Below are 25984 nucleotides of genomic sequence, written 5' to 3' on the forward strand. Positions count from 1 at the left end.
ACCGCCAGGAAGCCATAGGTGTGGCTCAGCAGCGCCAGGCCGTAGGTGAGCCCTATCAGCCCCAGCGCGATGAATTCGTCCGAGCCCAGCGCTTCGCGGTGCCGCATGCGCAGGTAAAGAATCGCGCGGCCCACCAGCGTGCCCAGCAGCCAGCCCAGCGCCAGGCCGCCGGCCACCGCCCAGACCACGTCGACGGCCCACCAGCGCCAGCCGCCTTCGCCGAGTTCATGCAGGCCCAGCAGGCCCAGCCCGAGCATGACGAAGGGAAACGCCGTGCCGTCGTTGAGCCCGCCTTCGCCCGTGAGGCCGAAGCGCAGCCGGTCGCGGTCGCCGGGGTTGGACACCTGCACGTCGGAGGCCAGCACCGGGTCCGTGGGCGCCAGGATGGCGCCCAGCAGCACGGCCGCGCCCAGCGGCATATTCAGCAGGTAGACACCCAGCGCCGTGACGGCCGCCACCGTGATCACCATGGAGACCGTCGCCAGTTGCACCGGAATGCGCCAGCGCCCGTCCCGCCAGCGGAACTCCAGCTTCATGCCGCAGGTGAACAGCGACACCAGCACGGCGACTTCGGTGAGGCGCTCCAGCAGCAGGGCGTTTTTCAGCGCATCAAGCTTGACCAGCGCCAGCCCGACCGGGCTGAGCGCCACACCCACGCCGAGGTAAAGCATGGCGGAGCTCAGCGGCAGGCGCGCGATGAAGGAGCCCCCCAGCGTCATCGCGATCAGCAGCGCGCCGGCCACGATACAGGCCAGGGTGAAGGTGGTGGGCTCGTTCATCGGCCCAGCTTGGGCCCAGCCTGTGCCTGTGTGTATCAGCCGTCACGCCGTTTGCGTGCTGGCAAAAGTGCTGAAAATCGCCGCAAAGGCGCCGTAACAAGACGCCGCGGCTACCAGTCGACCAGGCTCAGGCCCACGCTCAGCACAGTGCGCTTGCGGTTGTAATCCACCAGGCTGTCGCCGTAGCCGTTAAACAGCTGCACGTGGTAGCGCAGGCCGGTGTAGTTGGGCGACGAGGCGGGCGCCATCATCCAGTCCAGGCGCGCCGAGCCGCGGGCTTCCTTGCGCAGCGAGTGCCGCAGCGTCACGCCCACCGTGTTGGCCTTGTTGATCTGCCAGCTGCCGGTGACTTCGGCGCGGCCCACATAGTCTTCGATGCCGGGGTTGTCGTCGTTGCCGGAAGACTCTTTCAGGCGGTCCCAGATGCGCCCCTGCAGGATCAGGCCCGAGTCCTGGCCAAGCGACTTTTCCGCCGCGCCCATCAGGTAGACGCGGTTCCAGCTGCGCGACAGCGGCAGCGACTGGCCGTTGGACTGGTGCACCAGCCCCAGGCCCGAAAGCCGGTAGCTCCAGCCGCCGGGCAGCGCGATCTGGTGCGGGTAGATGTAGAGCACTTCCGGTTCGTGGTCGGTGGTGCGGAAAGGCCGCGAGAGGTTGCCGTTGAACAGCTGCCAGTAGCTCTGCTGCGTGTAGCCGAACCACACCGAGTCGTGGTCGTCCTCGTCGTTGTCGCCCTTTTTCAGCAGCCCCTTGGCCACCTTGGTGCGCACCGACAGCTGGATCTTGTTTTCGGTGCGCATGTAGGGCTGCGCCGTCAGCGCGGTATGGCCCAGCGTCGGCGAGGAAGGCTGCGTGTTCACGCTGTCGGAGGTGACCACGGCCAGCGTGATCGGCCGGTAGCCGCGCAGCGAGAAGGTGTCGCAGTCGGTGCCGCGCTGCAGTTCCCAGAAGCGCGAGAGTTCGGAGTACTTGGTGTTCTTGCAGCCAATCGGTTTGCCGTCGGGCGCCTCGGTGTTCAGCGAAGGCAGCAGCAGCACCGGCGTGGCCGGCTGCCCGGTCGCCGGGTTGGCCGGCGCCGTGGTGAGGCTGGGCGCGGGCGTGTTGGGCCGCGACTGGGACTCGGCCCACTGCTGGAAGCAGGCCAGTTGCCCGGCGTCGTCGCCTTTGAGCGCCTGGCAGGCCTGCCAGCCCAGCGGGGAAGTGCGCGCTGCGGGCGGCGTTTGCGCCTGCGCCGGGGCAGCGCCGAAGAGCGCCAGGAGGCCGGCCCACAGCAGGGGCGCGGCAAGTGCGGAGAGTTTCAGTCGCATGGGTGGGTTGGGTCCGGTGGTGGTGTTCTAAAGCTGAAGCAAGATTCGGGCGGATGCCGCTCAGGGCAGCCGGGTCAGCGTGAAGGGAATGTCGGGCGCGTTGTCGGGCGCGCTGCTGCTGGTGTCTTTCCAGGTGCCCTGGAACACCTTGCCGCAGGAGCCCTCGACCATCTCGCCGTTCCAGGTGCCGGTGATGCTGACGTTGTCGGAAGACTCGTCGAGCAGCAGCATGCCGCCTTCGAGGTCGCCGGCCAGCACCGCCTTGGCGGCATGGCCGGCAATGGCCTTCGAGCCGCCCGCGGTGCCCAGGTCGCGGCTCACGACGCCGGCCAGGCTGTCGGCGAATTCGGCATGCCGCTCCAGCAGCATGGTGGCGCGCGCCGGCAGGCCGGCGGGCGGGTTGGCAAAGCGCGCGGACCACAGGCCGTAAAGCTGCGGGGCCTTCATCTGCTCCGCCGGCGGGCACGCGGCATCAGGTGGGGTTTGGGCGGAAACCCCGGCGGACAAGGCGCAGGCGGCTGTCAAAACAAGAGCGGTTCGGAAAATTGTCGAAATCATGGACAGGAAACACACGGCTTGGGCCGTTGGGTACGGGGGCAACAGGAAAGCGGCGGAAACCGGCCGGGGAGGCTGGGTTGCGGCGCAGTGGCGAAGAGGGAATTCAGGGACGGCAAGGTGCGGGGTTTTCGCAACGCACAAGCCCTGAGGCTTGCGAACTATCTCACGAATACATCTTCTCTGAGGCGCAACACAGGCAAACCCGTGAGTTGCAACTGTTTGTAACTGAGACACTAGAGCTACTTTTTCTTACTTCAGGGGCTGTTCATGAATTTTCGTCAATGTTTAAGTATGCTTTTGCTGGCCCTGCTGGCCGGCCAGGCGTGGGGCCAAGGTGCGCCGCTGGTGTTCGCGGTGAACGAGGGCGTGACCTACCGCGTCAACCCCGGCGCCACCGTCGAGCGTTTTCGCGACCTGTCCGAGGACCTGAGCAAGCTGCTCAAGCGGCCGGTGAAGATACAGCCGGTCACAGACTACAAAGAACTCGCGGCAGGCCTGGCCGAGCAGCGCTACGACATCGCCTATGTGCATCCGGCCCACCATTCCATCCGGGCCATGAGCAAAAGCGGCTACCGCCTCGTCGCGCTGACCAAGGGCTTCACCGAGTACCGCGATTCCTTCATGGTGCGCAGCGATTCCCCGCTCAAGACCCTGGCCGACCTCAAGGGCCACAAGATAGGCGCGCCCGACGAAGACTCCATCACCTCGGTGATCATGCGCGCGACCTTGCGCGACGCCCTCGGCGCGCAGCCGCTGGAAACCAACTACGTGAAGTTGCAGGAGGCGGTGCCCTTCATGGTCGAGCACGGCCTGGTGACCGCCGGCGTGACGGCTTCGCGCGCGGTGGTCAAGGACTGGCAGGACAAGGGCGGCAAGGTGCTGGCCACCAGCAAGCCGGTGCCCATCAAGCACATGATCTCCAGCGCCAAGGTGACGGACGCGCAGCGCGCCCAGCTCACCGCTTACTTCGTGGGGCTGGAGCAATCTCCCGAGGGCAAAAAACGGCTGGAAGCACTCAATGTGCAGGGCTTTGTCGAGTTCGATGAGGCCGCGCTGGTCGGCATCGGGAAATGGCTGGGCTTGTAAAGCCCGCGCACTAACGGGTCTCTGACGCCGCCGCGGCCGCAATCCCTTCGGCAGACTTTTTCGCAAACTCCGCGCGCAAGGCCTTGAGCTTTTCGCGCGGGTCTTCCTTCACCGTGGCCTTGTCCAGCGCCATCTCGGCGATGAAGCGGCTGGGCGCGCCGGGAATCATGTCGCGGCCTTTCTTGCGCTTGCGCAGCCAGTTCACGGCCAGCGTGCGCTGCGCGCGCGTGATGCCCACGTACATCAGGCGGCGCTCTTCCTGCAGGCGCAGCGCGATGCTGTCGGTGTTCTTGCCGTCGTCGTCTTCGAGCTTGAAGGGCAGCAGGCCCTCATTCACGCCGGCCAGCACCACGTGCGGCCATTCCAGGCCCTTGGCCGCGTGCAGTGTGGACAGCGTCACCACGTTCTGGTCGCCCTCGCGTTCGCTGATGGTGGACAGCAGCGCGATGGTCTGCACCACTTCCAGCATGGTCTTGGTTTCGGCGGCCACCACCGCGCCCGAGGCGTCGTCGATCTGCCCGCCGCAGCGCTGGGCCACCCAGTCGCAGAAGTCCATCACATTGGTCCAGCGCGCGGCCGCGAGTTTTTCGCTGTCCTCGCCGTCATAGAGGTGCTTCTCGTAATCGATTTCCTTGAGCCAGTCGTTCAGGAAAGCGCGCGCGTCCTCCGCGCCCACCGTGCGTTTGGCGCGGTATTCGAGGTCGTTGAGGTAGCGGCCGAACTCGTGCAGCGAGCCGACCGCCTTGGCCGGCAGAACCGAGCCCAGCGAGTTGCTGAACAGCGCCTCGAACAGGCTTTGTTTGGAGGCGTTCGCGAAATTGCCCAGCGCGCCCAGCGTGGTGTGGCCTATGCCGCGCTTGGGCGTGGTCACCGCGCGCATGAACGCCGGGTCGTCGTTGTTGTTGACCAGCAGCCGCATCCAGCAGCACAGGTCCTTGATCTCGGCGCGGTCGAAAAAGCTCTGCCCGCCGGAGACCTTGTAGGGGATGTTGGCCTTGCGAAAGGCTTTTTCGAAAGGCTTGGCCAGGTGGTTGGCGCGGTAGAGCACGCAGAAGTCTTTCCACTCCTTGTACTGCCCGCCCTCGGCCTGCAGGCTGCCCTCGGCGCGCAGGCTCTGGATGCGCGCCACCACGCGCTCGGCCTCGTGCTCCTCGCTGTCGCAGTCCACCACGCGCACCGGCTCGCCTTCGCCGAGTTCGCTGAACAGCGTCTTGGGGAACAGCTTGGGGTTGGGCCCGATCACGTTGTTGGCCGCGCGCAGGATGGCGCTGGTGGAGCGGTAGTTCTGCTCAAGCTTCACCACCTTGAGGTTGGGGTAGTCCTGCGGGAGTTTCTTGAGGTTGTCCAGCGTCGCGCCGCGCCAGCCGTAGATCGACTGGTCGTCGTCGCCCACCGCGGTGAAGCGCCCGCGCGGGCCCACCAGCAGCTTGAGCATCTCGTACTGCGTGGCGTTGGTGTCCTGGTATTCGTCGACCAGCACGTGGCCCAGCGAGTCCTGCCATTTTTCGCGCACGCTTTCGTGTTCGCGCAGCAGCTTGAGCGGCAGGCCCACCAGGTCGTCGAAGTCCACGCTCTGGTAGGCGGTCAGGCGCTCTTCATAGTGCGCCATCACGCGGGCGATCGCGCGCTCCTCGTCGCCGTTGGCCTGCGACATGGCTTCGGCCGCGTTCAGGCCCATGTTCTTCCACAGGCTGATGGTCCACTGCCACTGCCGCGCCGTGGCCGCGTCGGTGCTGCCGCCCGCGTCCTTGATGATGCTGGTCACGTCGTCGCTGTCGAGGATGGAAAACTGCGGTTTGAGGCCCAGCGCCGCGCCGTCCTGGCGCAGCATGCGCACGCCCAGCGCATGGAAGGTGCAGACCAGCACGCCTTTGGCGGGTTTCCCGATCAGCGCCTTGGCCCGCTCGCGCATCTCGGCGGCGGCCTTGTTGGTGAAAGTAATCGCGGCGATCTGCTCGGGCTTGAGCCCTGACTGGATCAACCGGCCTATCTTGTGCGTGATCACCCGCGTCTTGCCGGAGCCGGCGCCCGCCAGCACGAGGCAGGGGCCATGCAGGTAGTTCACGGCTTCTTGTTGGGCAGGGTTCAGGCCGTGGTTCATGAAGAGAAATCGATTCCAGGGGGAGAAGGGGCGCGTGGCCGGCCCTGTCGGGGCGGCCGGGGGAACGCCAAATCATAGCGGCTACCCCCTTTGGGGTCCGCGGCGGGCCTCAGGCGTCCCGGCTCGCCGGGGCGAAGCCGCCCTGCGTCAAGGACAGGGCCTGGGCCGCCTGCAGCAGCAGGAGGCGCACGGTTTTCTGGTCGGGGCCCACCTGGCGGTCCATGCGCCGCACGCAGGGGCAGGTCAGCACGGCCAGCGCGCTGTGGTCGGGGCCGAAGATGGGGCAGGAAATATCGGCCACGCCGAAAGATTGCAGGCTGTCGCGCTCGAAGTAGCCCTGCTTGCGGATCAGGCCGAGGGTGGCGGCCAGCTCATCGGAGTCGACCGGCGCCTCGCCTTCGGGCGCCGTGTGCTGGGCCAGCATTTGCCGGGCCTGGCTGGCATCCGCGAAAGCCAGCAGCACCTGGCCCGAGGCGGTATCGACCAGCCCGACATGCCCCCCCACGCGCAGCGTCATGCTCCAGGTGCCGGGGCCGTTGACCTGCGCGGCGATCAGTACATTGCCCTGGTCATAAACACCCATGTGGCAGGCCTGCTCCGCCTTCTGCGCGAACGCTTCCATGATGGGAATCGCCTGGGTCACCAGCCGGTTGAGCGGCGGATGCATGTGGGCCAGCGTGAAGAGCTTCAGGCTCAGCGAATAGCGGTCGCCCGGGAGCGAGCGCATCACGTATTGCCGCGCCACCAGGCGCTCCAGCATGCGGTAGATCTCGCTGGCGTTGCGGTCCATTTTCTTCACGATCTCCGCGCGCGTCAGGCCCTGCGGCTGGCGGGCCAGCAACTCCAGGATGTCCAGACCCTTGTCAAGCGCCGGCGCGCGGTAGCGGTCATCCGCAAGAGACGCGGATGCGGTGGCGTCAGCGTCGTCCGGGTTCGGGTCGGCAGTCGGGGAAGAAGAGTTTTGGTTCATGGCGGCGGAGTGGATGAGGCCGAAGGCATTGCAATTTTGATATGTAAGGCAGCGCTCTTGATATGTCATGCAGCGCTTGCGACGATTTTCGCTGTCCCAGCACAGATTTGTTTACTTTTGGATTAAAAAATTCACCAATAAATCGAATGTTTATCTAGGGAAAGTCCGTAGCTCGAAAGATAAGCCAATTTCTATGATTAAGTCCATGAGTAAATACATCATTCATTAATGAATTTTCGCAAGATGGGTTTTTTGCCTTTGGCGCTTCACCTCATGGTCGTCAGCTCAAAAAAAGGGGGTTTTGTCATGTGCCCAGGACGATTGACGGTGCTGCCGACCAGGATTTCCCGCCCGGACCGGGTTCGCTCTGGGCAGCCATGCCGGCGAATGGGCATAGCCGGACTTGTTCATTGACTCAAAACCAAGCATAGAAAAGAGACACATCATGAAAGCTGCTTTCCGTCGTATGTACCTGGGGGCTGCCTGCGTCGCCGCGCTGGCCCCGCACATGGCTTCGGCCCAATCCTCCGTTACCTTGTACGGGCGGGTCGTCTCCGGCCTGGCCTATATCGACCATGTGTATGACCCGGTGGCCAATGCCAGCTACTCCAAAACCATGGTGGCCAGCAACCAGTGGGGCACCAGCATGTGGGGCATGAAGGGCAAAGAAGACCTGGGGGGCGGCCTGGCGGCCAACTTCGTTCTCGAAAGCGGTTTTGAGCTTAAAAACGGGGGGGCCGGAACCAACCTGTTCAACCGCCGCGCCTATGTCGGTCTGTCCAACGCGAGCTGGGGCAGCTTTCGCCTCGGCAAGAACCTGTTCATCAGCAACGATGTGTGGGACCTGGACCCGACCGGGCAGCAGTGGGTGGGCAGCGCCACGCTGGTCAGGGGCCGCAACTGGCCCGGGGCCAGCAATGTGATCGAGTATTCAACGCCTGATTTGGGTGGCTTCAGCGCCACCGGGCAAATCTCGCTGGGCGAGCAGGCGGGCAACAGCAAGGCCAACCGCGGCGAAGGCTTTTCTCTGACCTATGCGAACCAGGACCTGATGCTGCGCGCCATTTATTCCCAGCGCCGTAATGCTGTCGGCACCTTCACGGATGTTTTCAACACCTCCAAGGAAACCATCGTAGGCGGTACTTACAAGATCGGCCCGGCCAAGCTGTATGCCGCCTACGACTACATCACCGCGCCCGACGCGGCCCTCGCCGCCGCGACCAAGCTCAAGCATGCCTGGGTCGGCGTTCGCTACGACGTGACGCCGGCGCTCACGCTGATCGGTACCGTCTTTCACGTCACATCCGACCGCGTGGCAGGCAAGGCCACGCTGGGCATGGTGGGCGCGGACTACGCCATGTCCAAGCGCACGCTGCTGTATGCGTCATTCGGCAACGTCAGCAATTCCAGTGGCGCCAACTTCGGGGTGGACACGGTATCGGGAAATCCGGCGGTCAACCAGTCGCAAAGAACCATTTACGCGGGCATTGCGCACAGCTTTTAAAGGGGCGACATCGCCGGGAGGGTCCCCGGCGTTCGGCGGCAGCATGGCGGGGAGGCAGACCAGAATCAAATGCCTCGCCGGCTGCCCGCCGTTTTTTTTGCCACTTCACGAATAGCCGCTTGCGCAGGCATTCCCTGCGTTGCCGCTATTTCTTCCCGCACCGATAGGCCGCCGGGTTGTGCGGAGCGCTCATCTACAAGAACAAGGCCTGGGCGTGGGCGACAATCGGCGCCGTGCTCAGCATTCTTTTTGTCACTTTTCCTTTCTTTGCCCTGGTGCTGTGCGGCTACCTGGCCGCGCGCCGTGGCCTGCTCCCGCAGCTGGCTATTCCCGGCCTCAACACCTTTGTGCTGTATTTCGCGCTGCCCTGCATGCTGTACCGCTTCGGCGCCGGCACGCCGATAGCGCAGCTGCTGGACGCCGGCCTGGTGGCCGTCTACCTGGTCTGCGCGTTGGCGATGGTGGCCCTCACGGTGCTGCTCACGCGCAAGGGCCGCATGAACTGGAACGACGCCTCCTTCGGCGCGCTGGTCGCGGCCTTTCCCAACACCGGCTTCATGGGCGTGCCCCTGCTGGTGGCTCTGCTGGGCGCGCAGGCCGCCGGCCCGGCCATCGTCACCATCCTGGTTGATTTGCTGGTGACCAGTTCGCTGTGCATCGCGCTGTCGCGGCTGGACTCGGCCGACATCCACGGCGCAGAAGCCGCCGCGCAAAAAGCGCTCAAAGGCGTGGCGCTCAATCCCATGCCCTGGGCCATCGTGCTGGGCGCGTTGTCGTCCGGCTTCGGCGTGGCGTTGCCCGGGCCGGTGATGCAGACCGTGGCGCTGCTGGCCGACGCGGCCTCGCCGGTGGCCCTGTTCACCATAGGCGCCGTGCTGGCGCGTTCGCAGATGAACAGCGTCGCGGCCACGCCGCTCAGGGACTACGTGCCGGTGGCCCTCATCAAGCTGGTGGTCCACCCGGTGCTGGTGGGCCTGGTGGGGCTGGGCGCCATCGCGCTGGGCATTCCCCTGCAGCGTTCCGCGCTGGTCGTGATCGTGCTGGTCGCGGCCCTGCCCAGCGCCAGCAACGTCGCGCTGCTGGCCGAGCGCTTCGGCGCCGACAACGGCCGCATCGCGCGCATCATCCTGCTGTCGACCGTGCTGGCCTTTTTCAGCTTTTCGGCGGCTGTGGCCTTGCTGACCTGAGCCTGGTAGCCGGTCCGTTCGGCCGCTGTTACAAAAAAACTGAAAAAAGACGGCCCCAAACTGTCGATTTCGCTTCAGCCCTTCGTCGTACCCACAAGAGCAGGATGTTTTTGCCCGGGTTGTCCGGGCTCTCCGCTCCCAACGCAACTTCAAGGAGTCCGAAATGAAATTCATGGTTCTGGTCAAAGCCGACAAACACAGCGAAGCCGGTGAAATGCCCAGCGAACAGCTGCTCGCCGACATGGGCAAGTTCAACGAATCGCTGGTCAAGGCCGGCGTGATGCTGGCGGGCGAGGGCCTGCACCCGAGTTCCAAGGGTGCGCGCGTCAAATTCTCCGGCGGCAAGCGCACCGTGGTCGACGGGCCCTTCCCCGAAACCAAGGAACTGGTGGCCGGCTTCTGGATGCTGCAGGTTTCGTCCAAAGAAGAAGCCATCGAATGGATCAAGCGCTGCCCCTTCCCGCCGGAAAGCGAAGCCGAAATCGAAATCCGCCAGGTGTTCTCGGCCGAAGACTTCGGCGCCGGGTTCACGCCCGAACTGCGCGAGGCCGAGGAGCGCCTGCGCAAGCAGGTCGAAGCGCAGTCCGGCACGCGGTCCTGAAAGCCGTTCCATCCCCTGTTTGAGGTAAAAACCGGGGATAAGGAGATCCCACGCATGCAATTCATGATCCTGCGCAAATCCGACGCAAGCACCGAGGCCGGCGAGCTGCCCGGCCCCGCGCTGCTGGCGGCCATGGGCGCCTACAACCAGGAACTGGCCAGGGCCGGCATGCTGCTGGGCGGCGAGGGCCTGCAGCCCAGCTCAAAGGGCGCGCTCATCCGGTTTTCGGGCGGCAAGCCCACGGTCACCGACGGCCCCTTCACCGAATCCAAGGAGCTGATCGCCGGCTTCACCATGGTGGAAGCGGCTTCCCGGGACGAAGTGCTTGAATGGCTCAAACGCTGGCCGCAGGAAGACGCCGGCGGCAACACCTCGCTGGAAATCCGCGAGGGCGGCTGCCCCGGCGGCCTGCGCGGCGTGGCCGGTGAAGGCGCGCCGGCCCTGCCAGAGGGCTTTCGCCGCTTCATGATTTTGCTCAAGGCCAATGACAGGGCCGAAGCCGGCGTCGTGCCCGACAGCCAGTGGCTGGGGCGCATGGCCCAACACAACGACGAGGCCGTCAAGGCCGGCGTGCTGCTGATGGGCGAAGGGCTCAAGCCCAGCGCCAGCGCCTCCCGCATGAAGTTCACGCGCGGCAAACCCAGCGTGATGGACGGGCCCTTTGCCGAGGCCAAGGAATTGCTGGCCGGTTTCTGGATCATCCGGGCGCGCTCGCTGCAGGCGGCGGTGGACTGGGCGCTGGGTTACCCCTTCCCCTTCCGCGACACCGAGGAGGTTGAGGTGGAAATCCGCTTGCTCTATGAGATGACCGATTTCGCCGCAGCCTGAGTGCCCGGAGCGGCAGCTAAAAATAATCCGGAAATTTTTGGCCGGGCATGTCTATTTCGTGTTTCTCGTTCGTCGTGAGGGTGAGCAGACGTTTTTTGGGGGCCGGACCGGCCCGATAAACCCGGCGCTCGCCATTTATCAAGTGAACGAACACCAACCTAAGGGATAAAAACATGTTCAAAACCATCGCCATCATTGCAGCCGTCGCCATTGTGGTTTTTATCGTGGCCGTGCTGCTGCTGGCCGCCACCAAGCCCGACACCTTCCGCGTCCAGCGGCAAATCGCCATCCAGGCGCCGCCTGAAAAAATCTTTCCGCTGATCAACGATTACAAGCAGTGGGGCGCCTGGTCGCCGTGGGAGAAGAAAGACGCGGCCATGAAGCGCAGCTTCAGCGGCCCGGCCACCGGCAAAGGTTCGGCCTATGCCTGGGAAAGCAAGCAAGTCGGCACGGGCGACATGCTGATCACCGAGTCCGTGCCGTCCTCCCTGGTGAAGATTGACCTGAATTTCAGCAAACCTTTTGAGGCCCACAACAAGGTGATCTTCAGCATCCAGCCGCAGGCCGGCGGCAGCACCGTGAGCTGGGACATGGCCGGCCCCGCGCCCCTGATGTCCAGGGTCATGCAGGTCTTTTTCAGCATGGACAAGATGGTCGGCAAGGACTTTGAAGCCGGCCTGGCCGACCTGAAGGCGGCCGCGGAAAAACAAGGCTGACTCATCCACCCCACACTCAAGGAGTATTCAAATGCGATTCATGATGCTGATGATCCCCAAAGGCTACGAAACCGCCGCCGCGGGCACCCTGCCTGATGCCGACGCCGTCGCCGCGATGATGAAGTACAACGAGGAGCTGCAAAAAGCCGGCGTGCTGCTCGCGCTGGACGGCCTGCACCCGCCCTCCATGGGTGCGCGCGTGAGCTTTCCGGGCGGCAAGCCGCGCGTGGTCGACGGCCCCTTTGCCGAAGCGCGCGAAGTGCTGGGCGGCTACTGGATGATCAATGTGGCCTCGCGCGCAGAGGCCATCGAATGGGCCTCGCGCTGCCCCGGCGGCGAGAACGAAATCATCGAGATCCGCCAGGTGCAGGAGATGAGCGACTTCCCGCCCGACGTGCAGGAAGCGGCCGCCGGCTTCACCGAGATGCAGCAGGCGCCCAGCGGGAAAACCGCAGCCAAGGGCAAGGGCGCCTGAAGCCGCATGGCGTCCCATGAAACCCACCGCGCCATCGACGCCGTCTGGCGCATCGAGTCGGCCAAGGTCATCGCCAAGGTGGCGCGCATGGTGCAGGAGGTGGGGCTGGCCGAGGAAATCGCGCAGGATGCCCTGGTCACGGCGCTGGAGCGCTGGCCGCAGTCAGGCGTTCCCGACAACCCGGGCGCCTGGCTCATGGCGGTGGCCAAGCACCGCGCCATCGACTACCTGCGGCGGCGCAAGCTGCTCGCCCTCAAGCACGAAGAGCTGGGCCGCGAACTCGAGATGGAGCAGGACATGGCCTTCGCCGACGTAGACGAGCCCGGCCCCGGCGACGGCGAGGATGACTACGGCGACGACCTGCTGCGCCTGATCTTCACCGCCTGCCACCCGGTGCTGTCCACCGAGGCGCGCATCGCGCTCACGCTGCGGCTGCTGGGCGGCCTCAGCACCGACGAGATCGCGCGCGCCTTCCTGGTGCCCGAGCCCACGGTGGCCCAGCGCATCGTGCGCGCCAAGCGCACCCTGGCCGAAGCGCGTGTGCCCTTTGAAGTGCCCGGCCCCGAAGAGCGCGAGGCCCGGCTGGCCTCGGTGCTGGAGGTCATCTACCTGATCTTCAACGAAGGCTATTCGGCCACCTCGGGCAGCGACTGGATGCGGCCCGCGCTCTGCGACGAAGCGCTGCGCCTGGGCCGTGTGCTCGCCGAACTGGCGACGCAGGAACCCGAAGTCCACGGCCTGGTCGCGCTCATGGAAATCCAGGCCTCGCGTTCCAAGGCGCGCACCGGGCCGTCGGGTGAACCCATCCTGCTGCTCGAGCAAAACCGCGCGCGCTGGGACCACCTGCTGATACGGCGCGGCTTCGCCGCGCTGGCGCGCGCCGAGGCATTGGGCGGTGCGCTTAGGCCCTACGCGCTGCAGGCCGCCATCGCCGCCTGCCACGCGCGCGCGCCCACGGGCGCCGACACCGACTGGCAGCGCATCGCCGCGCTCTACGACGCGCTGGCGCAACTCGCGCCCTCGCCCGTGGTGGAGCTGAACCGCGCCGTCGCCCTGGCCATGGCCTTCGGCCCGGCGACGGGGCTGGATGTGGCCGACGCGCTGCTGGCCGAGCCGCTGATGAAAAACTACCACCTGCTGCCCAGCGTGCGCGGCGATTTTTTGTTCAAGCTGGGCCGGCTTGACGAAGCCCATGCCGAGTTCGAACGCGCCGCCTCGCTGACGCGCAACCTGCGCGAACGCGAGCTGCTGCTGGCGCGCGCCGCGGCCTGCAAACCGGACGCCACGCCGCGCTTGACCTGAAGTCTCAGCCCGCAGGCTTGCGCCCGCCCAGCATGCAGGCGATGGCCGCCAGCTGCAGCAGCACCGTCGCGCCGAAATAAAAGCCCGTGCCCGCACCTAGCCGGGCAGGGCTTCCGTTACCGGTCACCAGCAACAGCGCAAACGTGGCCGGCGACAACGCCCACAAACCCTGCGCCATCGCCACGATCAGCGCCACCACGCGAGCCACGTCTTCCTTGACGAACTCCACCTGCGCCACCAGCGGCGGCAGCGAGGTCGCATTGCCGATGCCGACACCAAACAGCACCACGCCCAGCAGGATCACCGCGGTCTGGTGTTCCGCCGCGCTGGCCAGCGCCAGCGAGCCGACAATCTGCACCGCGTAACTCACCATGGCCACCAGCCGGCGGTCGGCATCCACCGGCATGCATTTGGCGACCATGGTGCGACCGCCAATGGCGCAGGCGGTGGCCAGCGCCATCGCCAGGCCCGCGCCCTGCGTGCCCATGGCCGACACCAGCAGCGAATACAAATGGGTGATCAGCCCGGCCTGCGCGAACAGGCTCAGCGCCATGGCGGCGGCCAGTGTGCGAAAGCCGCGGTCGCGCCACAGCAGCCGGCCCGGCAGCGGCCTGGCGTGCACCGACGTGACGCCGCGCGCCGGCACGCCAGGCGCGTCGCCGTCGGGCCGCTGGCCCATGCGCTCGGGCGTGCGGCGCACCACATAAAAACTCAAGCCACCCACGATGGCCAGCATGGCCGCGCCCACCAGCAGTGTGGCCGCCGTGAAGCCCATGGCGGCGATTAGCGCGCCCCACAGCGGCGAGAAGATCACGCCGCCCAGGCTGGCGCCGTTGTAGGCCTTCGCCAGCGCCATCGGTCGGCCGCGCACAAACCAGGGCGAGATGATGGCGTTGATGCCCGCCGCGCCCATGGTGACCCAGCCGCCGCCGGTCAGCAGCGCGGCCGCGAACAGCTGCCAGGGCTGTGCGGCCAGTGACCAGCCCAGCAGGCCCAGGGCCAGCGCGGCGGCGCCGGCCGCCGTCGTGGCGGCCACGCCGAGCCGGGCATGGATGCGCGGCAGGCAGGCCACCACACCCGCGCCGAACAGAAAGTGAAAGGTGACCGCGCTGGAGACCAGCGGCAGCGCCCAGCCGGTGCGCGCGACCACCGCGTGCAGAAAAATCGCCGGGCTGTAAAAGCCTATGCCCCAGCCGAAGATGGCCAACACAAAGGCGGCGCGTACGACAGTGGTTCCATAAAAGGCGCGCGGCGCCGGGGTTTGCAGGGCGGGGGACATTGGCAGTTCCATGGGCTTCTCCTTGAAAGGCATGGCGCCCATGGTGCGATGAAGACGGGCTGCGATGCTTCGCCCCGGAGCGAAGCATGGGCCGCGCGATGCTGCTAAGGTTGCAGCTACAGAGGCCCCAAGCTATGAACACCAACCAGATCGCCCACATCGCCTCGCTGGTCGGCGAGCCGGCCCGCACCGCCATGCTGATGGAGCTGCTGGACGGCCGCTCCCTCACCGCCCATGAGCTGGCCGGCGCCGGCAACGTCTCGCCGCAAACCGCCAGCCGCCACCTCGCGCTGCTGGTCGAAGGCGGCCTGCTGAGCGTCGAGCAGCACGGCCGCCACCGCTACCACCGCCTGGCCTCGCCCGAAGTGGCCCGCGTGCTCGAAGGCATCACCCAACTCGCGGCGCAGAACGCGCCCCCCGTGCGCCGCGCGGTCGTGCCCGGCCCCAAGGATGCCGCCATGCGCATGGCGCGCAGCTGCTACGACCATATCGCCGGCCGGCTGGGCGTGGCGATTGCGCACCACCTGGTGGCCGACGGTGCGATTGTTTTTGACGGAGATGCCGGCCATGCAACGGACAAGGCCGGCGCCGTGCTGGCGCGCCTGGGCATTGATCTGGCTGCCGTGCCCGGGGCCAGCACCAGGCGGCCTTATTGCCGGCCGTGCCTTGACTGGAGCGAGCGCCGCTTTCATGTGGCCGGTCAGCTGGGGACGCTGATCTGCGCGCACAGCCTGGAGCGCGGCTGGCTCTTGCGCCGCCAGGGCATGCGCGCGCTGGAGATCACGCCCAAGGGCGTGATGGCGTTGCGCGGGTGGATGGGGCAGGAGAGCTGGCGGCAGGTGGTGGAGGAGGATGCATTTCCTGCGCGCCTGGGGCATCGGCTCGCGGCTGCCTGAAGTCTGGGTTTCCTTAGGTGAAGAGGTGTTCAAACCCACGCATTTGGTCGAGAATCGCGAAAAATCTGGAACTCGTCATTGATGCAAGTGCCGTGAGTTATTCCAATGATCTACGAAGCCCCTCACCCAGCCTTCCCCGAGCCCGAAGATAAGGAGACGTGCCTTTGGCGATACCTGGATTACTCAAAGTTCGAGTGGCTAGTCTGCAAAAGGCGCCTCTTCATGCCGAACGCCGCCCACCTCGGCGACCCTCTCGAGGGGACACAACCGCCTGGGCACGACGACTGGTGGTTATCGCTTTCGTCGGCTGCAAATTCGGACGAGGAGCGAGAAACGATTGAGCACAATCGACAACTGCTCCTCCGGTTTGCGGCAGCTTTCCGAACCCGGTACTACGTCAGTTGCTGGCATATGAATGCTGAGGAAAGCTCCACTATGTGGGCCCGCTACACAAGGCAGCCCGAGTCCGTCGCAATTCAAACCACATTCGCGCAGCTTCGGGGTGCACTGCCGCCATACGTTGGCATGGGCATGGTTCGATACATGAACTACGCCACTGAGCGCCTGCCTACTCTCAACATGTTCGAGTACATCACTCACAAGAACCAGTGCTTCGAATATGAACGAGAACTACGCGCCGTAGCGATGCATCCTATAGTCGAGGGGCTGGACCGGCAGCACTTTCAGGAGCATCACTATCAGTCGGAACACAACCCATCGCTGCTTGTCTATGCTCCACTCATTGATCTCGCCATTATTGAGTCAGTTGTTCTTCACCCCTCAGCATCCAAGGCCTTCGCCGAGCAGGTCACGTCACTCTGTCGGAAATCAAACATCCCTCCTCCGCAACAATCAGCTCTCGAACCGCCGCATGCTTCGGCCGAAAATGCGTGCTAACTCTTTCATCGAGCGGACAGCTACAAGCGGGTTTTGCCCACTTGCGTTTGCCGCTCATGTCGAACGCTAGGTGTTTTATGCAGTCGATGCCATCGACCGGTCTATGGAAGTTTTCGCCGTCGTTTGATACTGCACGCAGAGATCGTCTTCTGGCCATTTCTGACTTTTCGCAAGTCATAGAACTTGTTGAGCAGTCTGCCACTGGTATTCAACTGGAGTCATGTAAGGGGCGCGATCCCGAGCTCCAAGATTGCGTTCAGCCCGTTTTCACTCTAGACGTCTCGGATGAGGCTTTTGATGCGTTCTTTAACAGCGCCGCTGGCTACCGAGCCTGCTATCTTCAAGGCGGAAATCTAGGTCTCGTCGCAAACCTTCTTCTTATTGAGTCCTTGGTCGATAGGCTATGTGACATGGCTGGCTACTCATGTATTGCCGAGTTGGCGTCGATCAATATACGCACTTCGTTGCTTGCCACTTCGGCCAAGGTGTGGGTTCATGAAGATGATTTTCCGTTTCAGTCTCCAACCACAGATCTTGCAGTTGAAGCTTGGATCAGAGCCGCTGCGTCGAAAGATGAGAATGTTAAGAAGAAAGCAAGTTGGGGTCTTTGTGCGCCGAAAGGTAGCCGCCTGCAGGTAAAGGGCGCGCTTCTTGATCCTCTAGGGAATGAAGTTGTACCGCGCAAGAAGGTGCTTCGTCGACATGAAATTCAATGCCTTGGCTTTTCATAGGGCGCCACCTAATCGGGCTTAAGTCTTCCATGGAGAAGGCCGCCATGAGTCGCCCGCCACTCAATCAAATCGCAATCGGATCCACATCAATCGCCCAGCGAATCAGGCTTTTGAATTCCGCCTGCTGGCGCGTTTCAAACAGCACCGGTTGCCAATTCGCCAAAAAGCGCTGCAGCGCCGCGCGCGAAGGGCTTTCGACCAGCATCTGCGCGCGCTCGATATCGGCCACACGCTGAATCGTCATGGGCACCGCCGGGTAAGCCGTGACCTGGCCGTTGCCGGTGAGTTGCAGCGCGTCGGCCTGGGCCGCTGCGGCGTTGAGGAAACCTTGCGCCACCTCTTGCGTGCGCGCCTCGGCGCGCACCAGCGCCGAAAAACCGAAGGGCGACATCCCCGCCGCTTCGCGTTCGGCCAGTTGCTGGGCCGCGAAACCCGCGTAGTCGTGCTGCTTGAGCGCGGCGAACAAAGGGTGCTCGGGGTGAAAGGTCTGCACCCACATTTCGCTGGCGCCGCTGTGGCGCGCGTCGCGGCCGGCGCGGCCGCCGGCCTGCATCAGCAGGCTGAAGAGGCGCTCGGGCGCGCGGAAGTCGCTGGAGAACAGCGCGCCGTCGGGGTTGATGGCCGCCACCAGCGTGATGTGGCGAAAGTCATGGCCCTTGGCAATCATCTGCGTGCCGACCAGCACGTCGACCTCGCCGGCATGCACGCTGGCCAGTTGTGATTCGAGCGCGCCCTTGAGCCGCGTGGTGTCGGCGTCGATGCGGGCAATGCGCACGGGCTCGCCGTCGGGCCGCTTCACGCCGGCCAGCAGCTCGGCCAGGTGCTCTTCCAGCCGCTCGGTGCCGCGGCCCACGGGCGCGATGTCGATGTTGCCGCAGCTCGGGCAGGCGCGCGGCACGCGCTCGGTGAAACCGCAGTGGTGGCAGCGCAGGGTGCGGTCTATCTTGTGGAAGACGCGAAACGCGCTGCAATGCGGGCACTCGCTTTTCCAGCCGCAGTCATGGCAGGCCAGCACAGGCGCATAACCGCGCCGGTTCAAGAAGATCAGCGACTGCTCGCCACGCGCCACGCGCTGCGCGATCGCCTCCAGCAGCGGCGGCGCGATGATGCAGTGCTTGGGCTGGTGGTTCATGTCCACGCGCCGTACGGTGGGCAGGCTGCCGGCGTCGCCCGGTTCCCGCGCTTTTGGCGGTGAATAGGGCTCAGGCTGCGGCCCGGCGGAATAGGGCGCTGCTTCCTCGCCGGTCGACGGCACCGTTCCAATGCGCTCATCCATGATCAGGCGCTGGTAGCGGCCGGCCAGCGTAGCCTGCCAGCTTTCGAGCGAGGGCGTGGCCGATCCCAGCAGCACGCGGCAGGGGCCGTGCGCATGCGTGGCGTCCTCGGTTTCTATCTTGGCGCGGTAGACGGCCAGGTCGCGCGCCGAATAGCGCGCGCCTTCCTGCTGCTTGTAGCTCGGGTCGTGTTCCTCGTCGACCACGATCAGGCGCAAATTGGGCATGGAGGCAAACACCGCCATGCGCGTGCCCAGCACCAGGCGCGCATGGCCGGCGTGGGCCGCCAGCCAGCTTTTCAGGCGCTGGGCCGGCGTCAGGCCGCTGTGCAGCGCCACCACGCGCTCCTTGCCCAGGTGCGCAAAGCGTTCTTCAAAGCGCGACTGCAGCTGCGGCGTGAGGTTGATCTCGGGCACCATCACCAGCACCTGGGCGGCGGGGTCCAGTTCCAGCACGCGGGCGGCGGCGCGCAGGTAGACCTCGGTCTTGCCGCTGCCGGTGGCGCCGAACAGCAGCGCGGGCCGGGTATCGGCGTCGAATTCGGCCAGCACGGCGGCCTGCTGCGCGCTGAGCACCAGCGACCGGCCGCCGGGCTGCTCGCCACGGGTGTCGGCCATGGGGCGCTTGAGCCGGCGCGCCAGCTGCACGTTGCTGAGGTCGCGCAGTTGCGGCGGCAAGGCGGCCAGCGCCACCTCGCCCAGCGAGCGCTGGTAATAACTCGCGGTGAACTGCACCAGTTTGCGCCAGGTGGCGGACAGCGGCGGCAGCCCTTGCAGCGCGCCGGCGACGTGGCGCGTCTGCATTTCCAGCAGCGCGCCGCTGTCAGGCAGCACTTCCCAGACCACGCCCAGGACTTCGCGTTTGCCCAGCGGCACGCGCACCAGCGAGCCCACCGGGAGTGGCAACTCACTCTGGTAAGTCAGCGGCCCGGCGATGGAACTGTGCGCCGGCGCTGCCACGACAATTTGCAGCCAATTGCTCATTCAGAGTAACTAAATGTGTTTACTTCTTGCGAAGTACATCCAGATAATGCGCTAAGTCCTTGATTTACCACCGCTTTACAGATTTCCAGATTTTCTGTGGATAACTTTGTTGATAGCTTGCCGCCGCGCGTCGCGAAGCCTTGTAAATCAAGGGCTTGCTTAAATTGCCCGGAAAAAAAGCAATTTAAAGTTTCTATATAAATCAATAACTTACGAACGCTATTGCTTTGATAGCGTGAGATGAACCGGGAGCATTGCATTGCGGCGGCGCAGCAAGATTTTTGTGCATAAGTCCAGCGGCCAATGCCCGCTTTTGTGCTAGCCACGGTTCAAATTGGCCGGTTTCCGGTGGTTTTCGGCCATGCGTGGAAAGGTTTAGCTCCGGGCGGTGCGCATGCTGCGAGAGTGAGCGTGTACTGCGCGCACCAGCACTTCGACACTTTCCGGCGGCGTGTGCTGGCTGATGCCGTGCCCCAAGTTGAAAATATGGGTGGGACCCGCCTTGTTGGGGTCGGCATGGGGGGCGCCAAAGCTGTCCAGCACGGCGGCCACCTCGGCCTCAATCTGCGCGGGGTTGGCAAACAGCACGTTCGGATCCAGGTTGCCCTGCAGCGCCTTGGCCTGCGGCCCGTTTTCGCCGACCAGGGCGCGCGCCCGGGCCAGGTTGACGGTCCAGTCCAGCCCCAGCACTTCGCAATCGAGCTGCGCCATGGCCTCCAGCCACTGGCCGCCACCCTTGGTGAACACCAGGCGCGGGATCTTGACGCCCTCGTGCTCGCGTTTGAGCTGGGCCAGCACGCGGGCCGTGTAGGCCAGGCTGAAGGTCTTGAAGGCCGCATCGGCCAGCACGCCGCCCCAACTGTCGAAAATCATCACGGCCTGGGCGCCGGCCTCGATCTGCGCGTTCAGGTAGGCGGCCACCGCATCGGCGTTCACGGCCAGCATCCTGTGCATCAGGTCGGGGCGCTGGTACAGCATGGTCTTGACCAGGCGGTAGTCGTCGGAACCCGCGCCTTCGACCATGTAGCAGGCCAGCGTCCAGGGGCTGCCCGAAAAGCCGATCAGCGGCACGCGGCCGTTCAGGGCCTTGCGGATCGAGGTGACGGCGTTGAAGACATAGCGCAGCTTCTCCATGTCCGGCACTTCGAGCTTGGCCACGGCGGCCTCGTCGCGCACCGGCGTGGCAAAACGCGGGCCTTCGCCCAGCGCGAAGGACAGGCCCAGGCCCATGGCGTCGGGCACGGTCAGGATGTCGCTGAACAGGATGGCGGCGTCCAGCGGGTAGCGCTCCAGCGGCTGCAGCGTGACCTCGGTGGCGTAGTCGGTGTTGGTGGCCAGGCCCATGAAGCTGCCGGCCTGGGCGCGCGTTGCGCGGTATTCGGGCAAATAGCGGCCGGCCTGGCGCATCAGCCAGACGGGGGTGTGGGGGGTGGCCTGACGCAGGCAGGCGCGTAAAAAAGTGTCGTTTTGGAGGGGGGCGAACATGCACCGATTGTCTCAGAGCCGGTTCATGCCTCTTTCGCTGCGGGGTATATCGGGATTTATCGGGATATATCGGGATATAGGCCCGGCTGGCACTGGCGCAGGTTCAGACTTACCATGCTTGAACGGCTTTCAAGGAGCACTTCCATGCGCATGAACGACCAGGAATATTTCCGCAGCTGCATCGCCAAGGAACGTCACCTGGCGCAGCTGCTGGGCCACACGCACATCGAGGAATGCTACGAAAGCGCCGGCACGCTCTGGGACAGCGCCCAGGCCCTGCCGCAGTGGACGCGCGACTGGCGCGCCTGCGGGCCGCTGATGACGGCCTACGGCATCAGCGTGGCCTATGACGGCGAGGATGTGGTTCTGGGCGCCACCACGGTGCATGTCAGCGACCATCCGGGCCGCGACCGCGCCGTGATGTACGGCATCGTCAAGGAAGTGATCTTCCGGCTGGAACACCAGCACGCCAAAGCAGCAACGCCCGCCGTCACATCCGCAGCGTCTTGATGAAAGCTTCCAGCTCGCCGATCGGCAGCGGCTTGCAAAACAGGTAGCCCTGGTAGCAGTCGCAGCCGTGGCGCGACAAAAAGTCGCGCTGCGCCTCGGTTTCCACGCCCTCGGCGACCACGCCCAGGCCCAGGCTTTGCGCCAGGCCGATGATGGTGCGCGCGATGGCGGCGTCGTTGGGGTCGCGCAGGATGTCTTCGACAAAAGACTTGTCGATCTTGAGCTGGTCCAGCGGCAGGCGTTTGAGGCAGGAGAGCGAGGAGTAGCCCATGCCGAAATCGTCCAGCGACAGCGTCACGCCCATTTTCTTGAGCCTGGCCATCTTGGTGATGGTGATCTCCATGTCCTCGGCCAGCAGGCTTTCGGTCAGCTCCAGCTTGAGCTTGTGCGGGCTGACCCGGGTCTCCTTCAGCGCGGCCATCACCAGGTCGACGAACTCGGGGTGGCGGAACTGCCGCACGCTGACGTTGACCGCGATGCTCAGCGCCGCAGTTTCGGGGCGCTGCGCCCAGCTTGCGAGCTGGCGGCAGGCCGTCTCCAGCGCCCACTGGCCCAGCGGCAGGATCAGCCCGGCTTCCTCGGCCGCCGGGATGAACTCGGCCGGCTGCACCAGGCCGCGTTCGCCGTGCTGCCAGCGCAGCAGCGCCTCCACACCCGTCATGCGGCCGTCGCGGCCCACCTGCGGCTGGTAATACAGCAGGAACTGCTTTTCGCGCAAGCCGCGGCGCAGGTCTGACTGCAGGGCGGCGCTCGCCGTCACCGCGGCCTGCATGGCCGGGTTGAAAAAGCACACCGTGTTGCGTCCCGCCATCTTGGCCTGGTACATGGCCAGGTCGGCCTGCTTGAGCAGGTCGCCGATGTTGTTGAGCGTCTGGTTGAAGGCGGTCACGCCTATGCTGCAGGTGCTGTAGTGCTGGTAGCCGGCCAGGCTGTAGGGCTCGCTGAGCGCGGCCAATATCTGCCCGCTCACGATCTCGGCTTTCACGGTCGCTTCGGCCGGGTCCTGGCCCAGGTCTTCCAGCATCACCACAAACTCGTCGCCGCCCAGGCGCGCCACCGTGTCGGTCTGCCGCACACAGGCCGCCAGCCGCCTGGCCACCTGCTGCAGCAGCAGGTCGCCCTTCTGGTGGCCCATGGTGTCGTTGAGCGTCTTGAAGTTGTCCAGGTCGATGAACATCAGCGCGCCTTCGCGCGGGTGGCGGCGGTTGTGGCTCAGTGCTTTTTCCAGCCGCTCCATCAGCAGCTGGCGGTTCGGCAGCTGGGTCAGCGGGTCGTAAAAGGCCAGGTGCTTGATCTCGCTTTCAGTCACCTTGCGCCGCGTGATGTCGCGCCCCACCGCCACCCAGTGCGTGACGAAGACGCCGGCGTCGTCGGCCACCGGCACGATGTCGACTTCCATCCAGAAATGCCGGCCGTTCTTTTTGTAGGTGATGAGTTCGGCCTGCACCGGCTCGCCTTTCTGGAAGGCGTTGCGCAGGCGCTCCAGCTCGCTGCGCTGCGTCAGCGGGCCACACAGCAGGCGCGGCGAATGGCCCAGCGCCTCACCGGGGCTGTAGCCGGTGTGCTGCTCGAAGGCATTGTTGGCGAAGATGATGCGCAGCCCGGGCTTGCCCGATGGCACGGCTTCGGCGATCAGCACGATGTCGTTGAGCCGCGAGATGCTGGTCTCCAGCAGCATGAGCTGCTCGCGCGCCTGGCGCCGCTCGCTGACGTCGCGGAAATAAATCGCCAGCCCGTCGGGGAAAGGGTAGGCGCGTATTTCAAACCATTTGTCCAGCGGCGCATACAGGGCCTCGAACTCCACCTGGTAATTGCCCGCCACCGCCGCGCGCACCTGTTCTGAAAACAGGGTGTTGATGGCGCCCGGGAATTCCTTCCAGATGCTTTTGCCCAGCAGCTCCGTTGTCGGCCGGCCCAGCAGGCGCGCGCCTTCGCGGTTCAGGTAGCTGAAGCGCCACTGCGGGTCCAGCGTGTAAAAGCCCTCGGTGATGCTTTCGAGCGTGATGCCCAGGCGTGTGGCCAGGCGCTGCGCGTCTTCTTCCGTCTGCTGCGTGGCCTGCATCGCCCGGCCATGCAGTGCATCGAGCTGCGCCGCGGCCAGCCCGGCCAGCGTTTCCAGGTCTTCCTCCTGCGCGGGGCTGAGGCTGCGCGCCGCCTTGTCCATCACCGCCAGCACGCCCAGCCGTGTGCCGTCTTCGCGGCTCAGCGGCAGGCCGCGGTAAAAGCCGATCTCGGGCGCGCAACGCGCCGGCAGGGGTGGCTGGCGCGACGGTGTTTCCAGTGTGGCCTCGCACAGGGCGGCCAGCCCCTCGCGCTCCTGCGCGGAAAAGCCGGTGCCCGCGTGGAACACAGCCTCGCCGCCTTCAAGGGTCACGATGATGGCCATAGGCGCGTCGCAAGCGCGGGCGGCCAGCCGGGTGAGCCGCTCGGCGCCGGAGTGCGGCAGCACATGGAGCGCGAAATCGGGCGACAGCTTGGGGACGGAAACGGACACGGGCAGGCACCTGCTTTTCAGACATTCAATCAAACATGCTGATGCATGGGCGGGCGGTTTTTGCAGGAGATTTGCAAGCGTTGGCGGTAAAGCGTTGCAAAACGTTCCGTCACGGACTTGCGCGCGGTTTTGTCCTACGCTGTGGTCGCCTCACGCAAAGCCGCCACGGCACTCTTTCATGGGGCATCGCCTCTGCGTGCCGGGCACGTGACTTACCGTTTTTCGTATTTTTATTTCAGCAAGAATCCATGAGCCCTCTCGAACTCGACCAGTTGCAGCAATGCCCTGACATCGCCACCCTGCAAACCGTCCTGGGGACCATGTGCGCGCGTTTCGGCACGGTCACGCAACTCAACATCCTGCCGGCCGCCCATGCCGGCAAGCACCAGGCCCTGTGTTTTCTGCGCATGGCCACCGAAGAGGAAGAGGAACAACTCATGAGCGGCCTGGGCATAGGCCGCTTCGGCGGCGAGCTGGTCGTGGTGGTGGACTTGCGCGTGATCGAGCCGCAGCGCACCGCCGGCCTGTGGAGTTCCGCCGCCTGAACCCGGCTTACTTTGCGGCGACGGCTTCGACCGAAACGTGCCGCAGCAGCAAACGCTCCAGCGCGTTCAGCGTCTCATAGGACTCGGCGAAGTCGGCGAACAGCGTGGCGTTGTCGGGCGCGGCCGCCTTGCCCTGCCAGGCCGCGCGGAACTGGTCAAAGATTTCGCCGAAGCTGCGGCGGCCGTCGATCAGCGCCAGGATTTTCGCGCCGTACTTGCCCGGGTTCACCGTGATGGAAACACCCGAATGCTGGTGCCTGAGCATGAAGGGCTGGCCGCGGCTGTTGCCGAAGACCTGCGCCGCCAGCTCGGCCGTCAGGGGTTCGTGGTAATAAAAAGGCACATAGTCGGTATCGCCGTAGGGCGCGGTGCAGGCGGCATGGCGCGTCAGGTACAGCGAATGCGTGATGATGTTGCCGCCCATCAGCTCGGCCATTTCATACTGCTGCCTCGCCGGCAGCTTGCGCAGCGCAGCGGCCATGGCCGGCGGCTTGCTGCCCAGCACCATGTGCGGCAGGTAGGGCGCGCGGCCGCGCTGCACGTCGGTGAAGGCCAGGCGCAGGCCGTGGCCTCCCTTGCCGTCTGCCCCTCCGTCTCCCAGCCAGTCGAACAGCTCGCCGACGCTGTACGAGCGGTCCTGCGAATGCAGCAGCAAGTCATAGAGGCCGGCGTCGCCGGCCTTGTGGTCGTGGTGCAGTTCTTCGCTGCGCTTGAACCAGTTGCCCGGCGGCAGGCTGGCCAGGATGTCGCGGGTGTTGGCGATCTTGCGCTGCGCGTCCGTCTCGCTGCCGTTGACCAGGCGCATCAGCGCCTGCATCTGGTAAACGCCGATGCGGCCCGTGGTGGCATAGACCATGAGGCCGATGGCGCCGTCGTCTTTCAGCACGCTGAGTAGCGCCTTCAGGCCCATGTCGGGATCGGCCAGGTGGTGCAGCACGCCGCTGCAGTTGATGTAGTCGAATTGCCCAAGCTGCGCGGCCAGCGCCGGCAGGTTCAGCAATGAGTCATGTACCCAGGTGATGTTGGTCAGCTTGCGGATCTGCGCGCGCTCTTTGGCCAGCGCGATGCTGGCTTCGCTCATGTCCAGGTGCACGATCTGCGCGTCGGTATGGCGCAGCTGCTCGGCCAGGAAAATCGTGGCGTCCCCCGTGCCGCCGCCGGCCACCAGCGCCCGGAAGCCCTTCTGGAAAGACTGCTTCCCGGCAAAGCAGTAGTGGTTGATCATGGGCAGGTCTTCCAGCCACGTCAGCGCCAGCCGCTTGTGCTCGTCCTGCGGATCGCAGGGCGGGTAAGGCAGGGCTTCGTACTGGTTGCGGACCTCGGGCAGGTAGTTGTCGGGCATGGCGGGTTCCGGAAATTAGCGGCAAAGACGTATTGTCTCCGCCCGCAGACGTGTCTCCCCCTTCTCCGCTCACTTCGTGTAGCGGGATCCCCCCTCAGGGGGCGACATCTACGGCCCGGCGAAGCCGGTTCCGT

24 protein-coding genes are annotated in these 25984 nt (G+C 65.2%); 13 read left to right on the forward strand and 11 right to left on the reverse strand.

Features of this window, described 5'->3' with window-relative positions; all coding sequences use genetic code 11:
- The 3 genes from ACLV8F_RS22395 to ACLV8F_RS22405 form a co-directional block, all read right to left on the reverse strand.
- On the reverse strand, window positions 1-779 hold a 779-nt coding region (locus ACLV8F_RS22395), incomplete at its 3' end, for a cation:proton antiporter (protein ID WP_411886406.1).
- 110 nt (window positions 780-889) lie between these two features.
- Window positions 890-2086, reverse strand: coding sequence for a phospholipase A (locus ACLV8F_RS22400; protein ID WP_411886407.1), 1197 nt, complete (start codon window positions 2084-2086; stop codon window positions 890-892).
- Window positions 2087-2146: 60 nt separating this feature from the next.
- The gene (locus tag ACLV8F_RS22405) at window positions 2147-2533 is read right to left on the reverse strand and encodes a hypothetical protein (RefSeq protein ID WP_411886408.1); all 387 of its coding nucleotides are present in this window, start codon (window positions 2531-2533) and stop codon (window positions 2147-2149) included.
- A 402-nt stretch (window positions 2534-2935) separates the two neighbouring features.
- Between ACLV8F_RS22405 and ACLV8F_RS22410 the strand changes: the two genes are divergently transcribed.
- Window positions 2936-3730 carry a phosphate/phosphite/phosphonate ABC transporter substrate-binding protein gene (locus tag ACLV8F_RS22410; protein ID WP_411886409.1) on the forward strand — a complete coding sequence of 265 codons (795 nt, stop codon included), beginning with the start codon at window positions 2936-2938 and terminating at the stop codon, window positions 3728-3730.
- A gap of 10 nt (window positions 3731-3740) precedes the next feature.
- On the opposite strand, the gene ACLV8F_RS22415 is transcribed toward ACLV8F_RS22410, so the two are convergent.
- Window positions 3741-5831 carry an ATP-dependent helicase gene (locus ACLV8F_RS22415; protein WP_411886410.1) on the reverse strand — a complete coding sequence of 697 codons (2091 nt, stop codon included), beginning with the start codon at window positions 5829-5831 and terminating at the stop codon, window positions 3741-3743.
- Between the two features lie 109 nt (window positions 5832-5940).
- Complete coding sequence (locus ACLV8F_RS22420) at window positions 5941-6801, reverse strand: IclR family transcriptional regulator (RefSeq protein ID WP_411886411.1); 861 nt, start codon at window positions 6799-6801, stop codon at window positions 5941-5943.
- A 445-nt stretch (window positions 6802-7246) separates the two neighbouring features.
- On the opposite strand from ACLV8F_RS22420, the gene ACLV8F_RS22425 reads away from it, so the two are divergent.
- From ACLV8F_RS22425 to ACLV8F_RS22455, 7 genes are all read left to right on the forward strand, one after another.
- Window positions 7247-8305 carry a porin gene (locus ACLV8F_RS22425; protein WP_411886412.1) on the forward strand — a complete coding sequence of 353 codons (1059 nt, stop codon included), beginning with the start codon at window positions 7247-7249 and terminating at the stop codon, window positions 8303-8305.
- A 233-nt stretch (window positions 8306-8538) separates the two neighbouring features.
- Complete coding sequence (locus tag ACLV8F_RS22430) at window positions 8539-9492, forward strand: AEC family transporter (protein ID WP_411886413.1); 954 nt, start codon at window positions 8539-8541, stop codon at window positions 9490-9492.
- 163 nt (window positions 9493-9655) lie between these two features.
- Window positions 9656-10093, forward strand: coding sequence for a YciI family protein (locus ACLV8F_RS22435; RefSeq protein ID WP_411886414.1), 438 nt, complete (start codon window positions 9656-9658; stop codon window positions 10091-10093).
- A 54-nt stretch (window positions 10094-10147) separates the two neighbouring features.
- Entirely contained in the window at window positions 10148-10921 is a 774-nt protein-coding gene (locus ACLV8F_RS22440; protein ID WP_411886415.1) for a YciI family protein, read from the forward strand.
- Between the two features lie 173 nt (window positions 10922-11094).
- On the forward strand, window positions 11095-11637 hold the full coding sequence (locus tag ACLV8F_RS22445) for an SRPBCC family protein (RefSeq protein WP_411886416.1): 543 nt from the start codon (window positions 11095-11097) through the stop codon (window positions 11635-11637).
- A 31-nt stretch (window positions 11638-11668) separates the two neighbouring features.
- Window positions 11669-12112 carry a YciI family protein gene (locus ACLV8F_RS22450; protein ID WP_411886417.1) on the forward strand — a complete coding sequence of 148 codons (444 nt, stop codon included), beginning with the start codon at window positions 11669-11671 and terminating at the stop codon, window positions 12110-12112.
- Window positions 12113-12118: 6 nt separating this feature from the next.
- A complete protein-coding gene (locus ACLV8F_RS22455) occupies window positions 12119-13414 on the forward strand; it encodes an RNA polymerase sigma factor (protein ID WP_411886418.1) in 1296 nt (431 codons plus the stop codon).
- 4 nt (window positions 13415-13418) lie between these two features.
- Here the strand turns inward: ACLV8F_RS22455 and ACLV8F_RS22460 are convergent, their stop codons facing one another.
- Window positions 13419-14705 carry an MFS transporter gene (locus ACLV8F_RS22460; RefSeq protein WP_411886419.1) on the reverse strand — a complete coding sequence of 429 codons (1287 nt, stop codon included), beginning with the start codon at window positions 14703-14705 and terminating at the stop codon, window positions 13419-13421.
- Window positions 14706-14827: 122 nt separating this feature from the next.
- On the opposite strand from ACLV8F_RS22460, the gene ACLV8F_RS22465 reads away from it, so the two are divergent.
- From ACLV8F_RS22465 to ACLV8F_RS22475, 3 genes are all read left to right on the forward strand, one after another.
- Entirely contained in the window at window positions 14828-15589 is a 762-nt protein-coding gene (locus ACLV8F_RS22465) for an ArsR/SmtB family transcription factor (protein ID WP_411886420.1), read from the forward strand.
- A gap of 222 nt (window positions 15590-15811) precedes the next feature.
- On the forward strand, window positions 15812-16486 hold the full coding sequence (locus ACLV8F_RS22470; RefSeq protein WP_411886421.1) for a hypothetical protein: 675 nt from the start codon (window positions 15812-15814) through the stop codon (window positions 16484-16486).
- Window positions 16487-16563: 77 nt separating this feature from the next.
- Window positions 16564-17217 (forward strand): hypothetical protein, encoded by a 654-nt coding sequence (locus ACLV8F_RS22475; RefSeq protein ID WP_411886422.1) that lies wholly within the window; start codon window positions 16564-16566, stop codon window positions 17215-17217.
- A 64-nt stretch (window positions 17218-17281) separates the two neighbouring features.
- Here the strand turns inward: ACLV8F_RS22475 and priA are convergent, their stop codons facing one another.
- Genes priA through hemE form a run of 3 tightly spaced genes read right to left on the reverse strand, consistent with a single transcriptional unit; the run spans window position 17282 to window position 20959 of the window.
- Entirely contained in the window at window positions 17282-19474 is a 2193-nt protein-coding gene (gene priA / locus ACLV8F_RS22480; protein ID WP_411886423.1) for a primosomal protein N', read from the reverse strand.
- Window positions 19471-19800, reverse strand: a complete 330-nt coding sequence (locus tag ACLV8F_RS22485) for a hypothetical protein (RefSeq protein WP_411886424.1) — start codon at window positions 19798-19800, stop codon at window positions 19471-19473. The genes priA and ACLV8F_RS22485 overlap by 4 nt, the downstream gene beginning before the upstream one ends.
- Window positions 19801-19849: 49 nt before the next feature.
- A complete protein-coding gene (hemE, locus tag ACLV8F_RS22490) occupies window positions 19850-20959 on the reverse strand; it encodes a uroporphyrinogen decarboxylase (protein ID WP_411886425.1) in 1110 nt (369 codons plus the stop codon).
- A gap of 144 nt (window positions 20960-21103) precedes the next feature.
- Here hemE and ACLV8F_RS22495 point away from each other — a divergent pair, with 144 nt between their 5' ends.
- Entirely contained in the window at window positions 21104-21469 is a 366-nt protein-coding gene (locus ACLV8F_RS22495; RefSeq protein ID WP_411886426.1) for an aminoacyl-tRNA synthetase, read from the forward strand.
- Here ACLV8F_RS22495 and ACLV8F_RS22500 read toward each other — a convergent pair.
- A complete protein-coding gene (locus ACLV8F_RS22500; RefSeq protein ID WP_411886427.1) occupies window positions 21450-23963 on the reverse strand; it encodes an EAL domain-containing protein in 2514 nt (837 codons plus the stop codon). The genes ACLV8F_RS22495 and ACLV8F_RS22500 overlap by 20 nt on opposite strands.
- 248 nt (window positions 23964-24211) lie before the next feature.
- On the opposite strand from ACLV8F_RS22500, the gene ACLV8F_RS22505 reads away from it, so the two are divergent.
- Complete coding sequence (locus ACLV8F_RS22505) at window positions 24212-24508, forward strand: hypothetical protein (protein ID WP_411886428.1); 297 nt, start codon at window positions 24212-24214, stop codon at window positions 24506-24508.
- Between the two features lie 7 nt (window positions 24509-24515).
- Here ACLV8F_RS22505 and ACLV8F_RS22510 read toward each other — a convergent pair whose 3' ends face one another.
- The gene (locus ACLV8F_RS22510; RefSeq protein WP_411886429.1) at window positions 24516-25850 is read right to left on the reverse strand and encodes a class I SAM-dependent methyltransferase; all 1335 of its coding nucleotides are present in this window, start codon (window positions 25848-25850) and stop codon (window positions 24516-24518) included.
- Between the last annotated feature and the right edge of the window lie 134 nt (window positions 25851-25984).

The sequence above is a fragment of the Polaromonas sp. YR568 genome (genome assembly GCF_943369675.1).
Classification (GTDB): domain Bacteria; phylum Pseudomonadota; class Gammaproteobacteria; order Burkholderiales; family Burkholderiaceae_C; genus Polaromonas.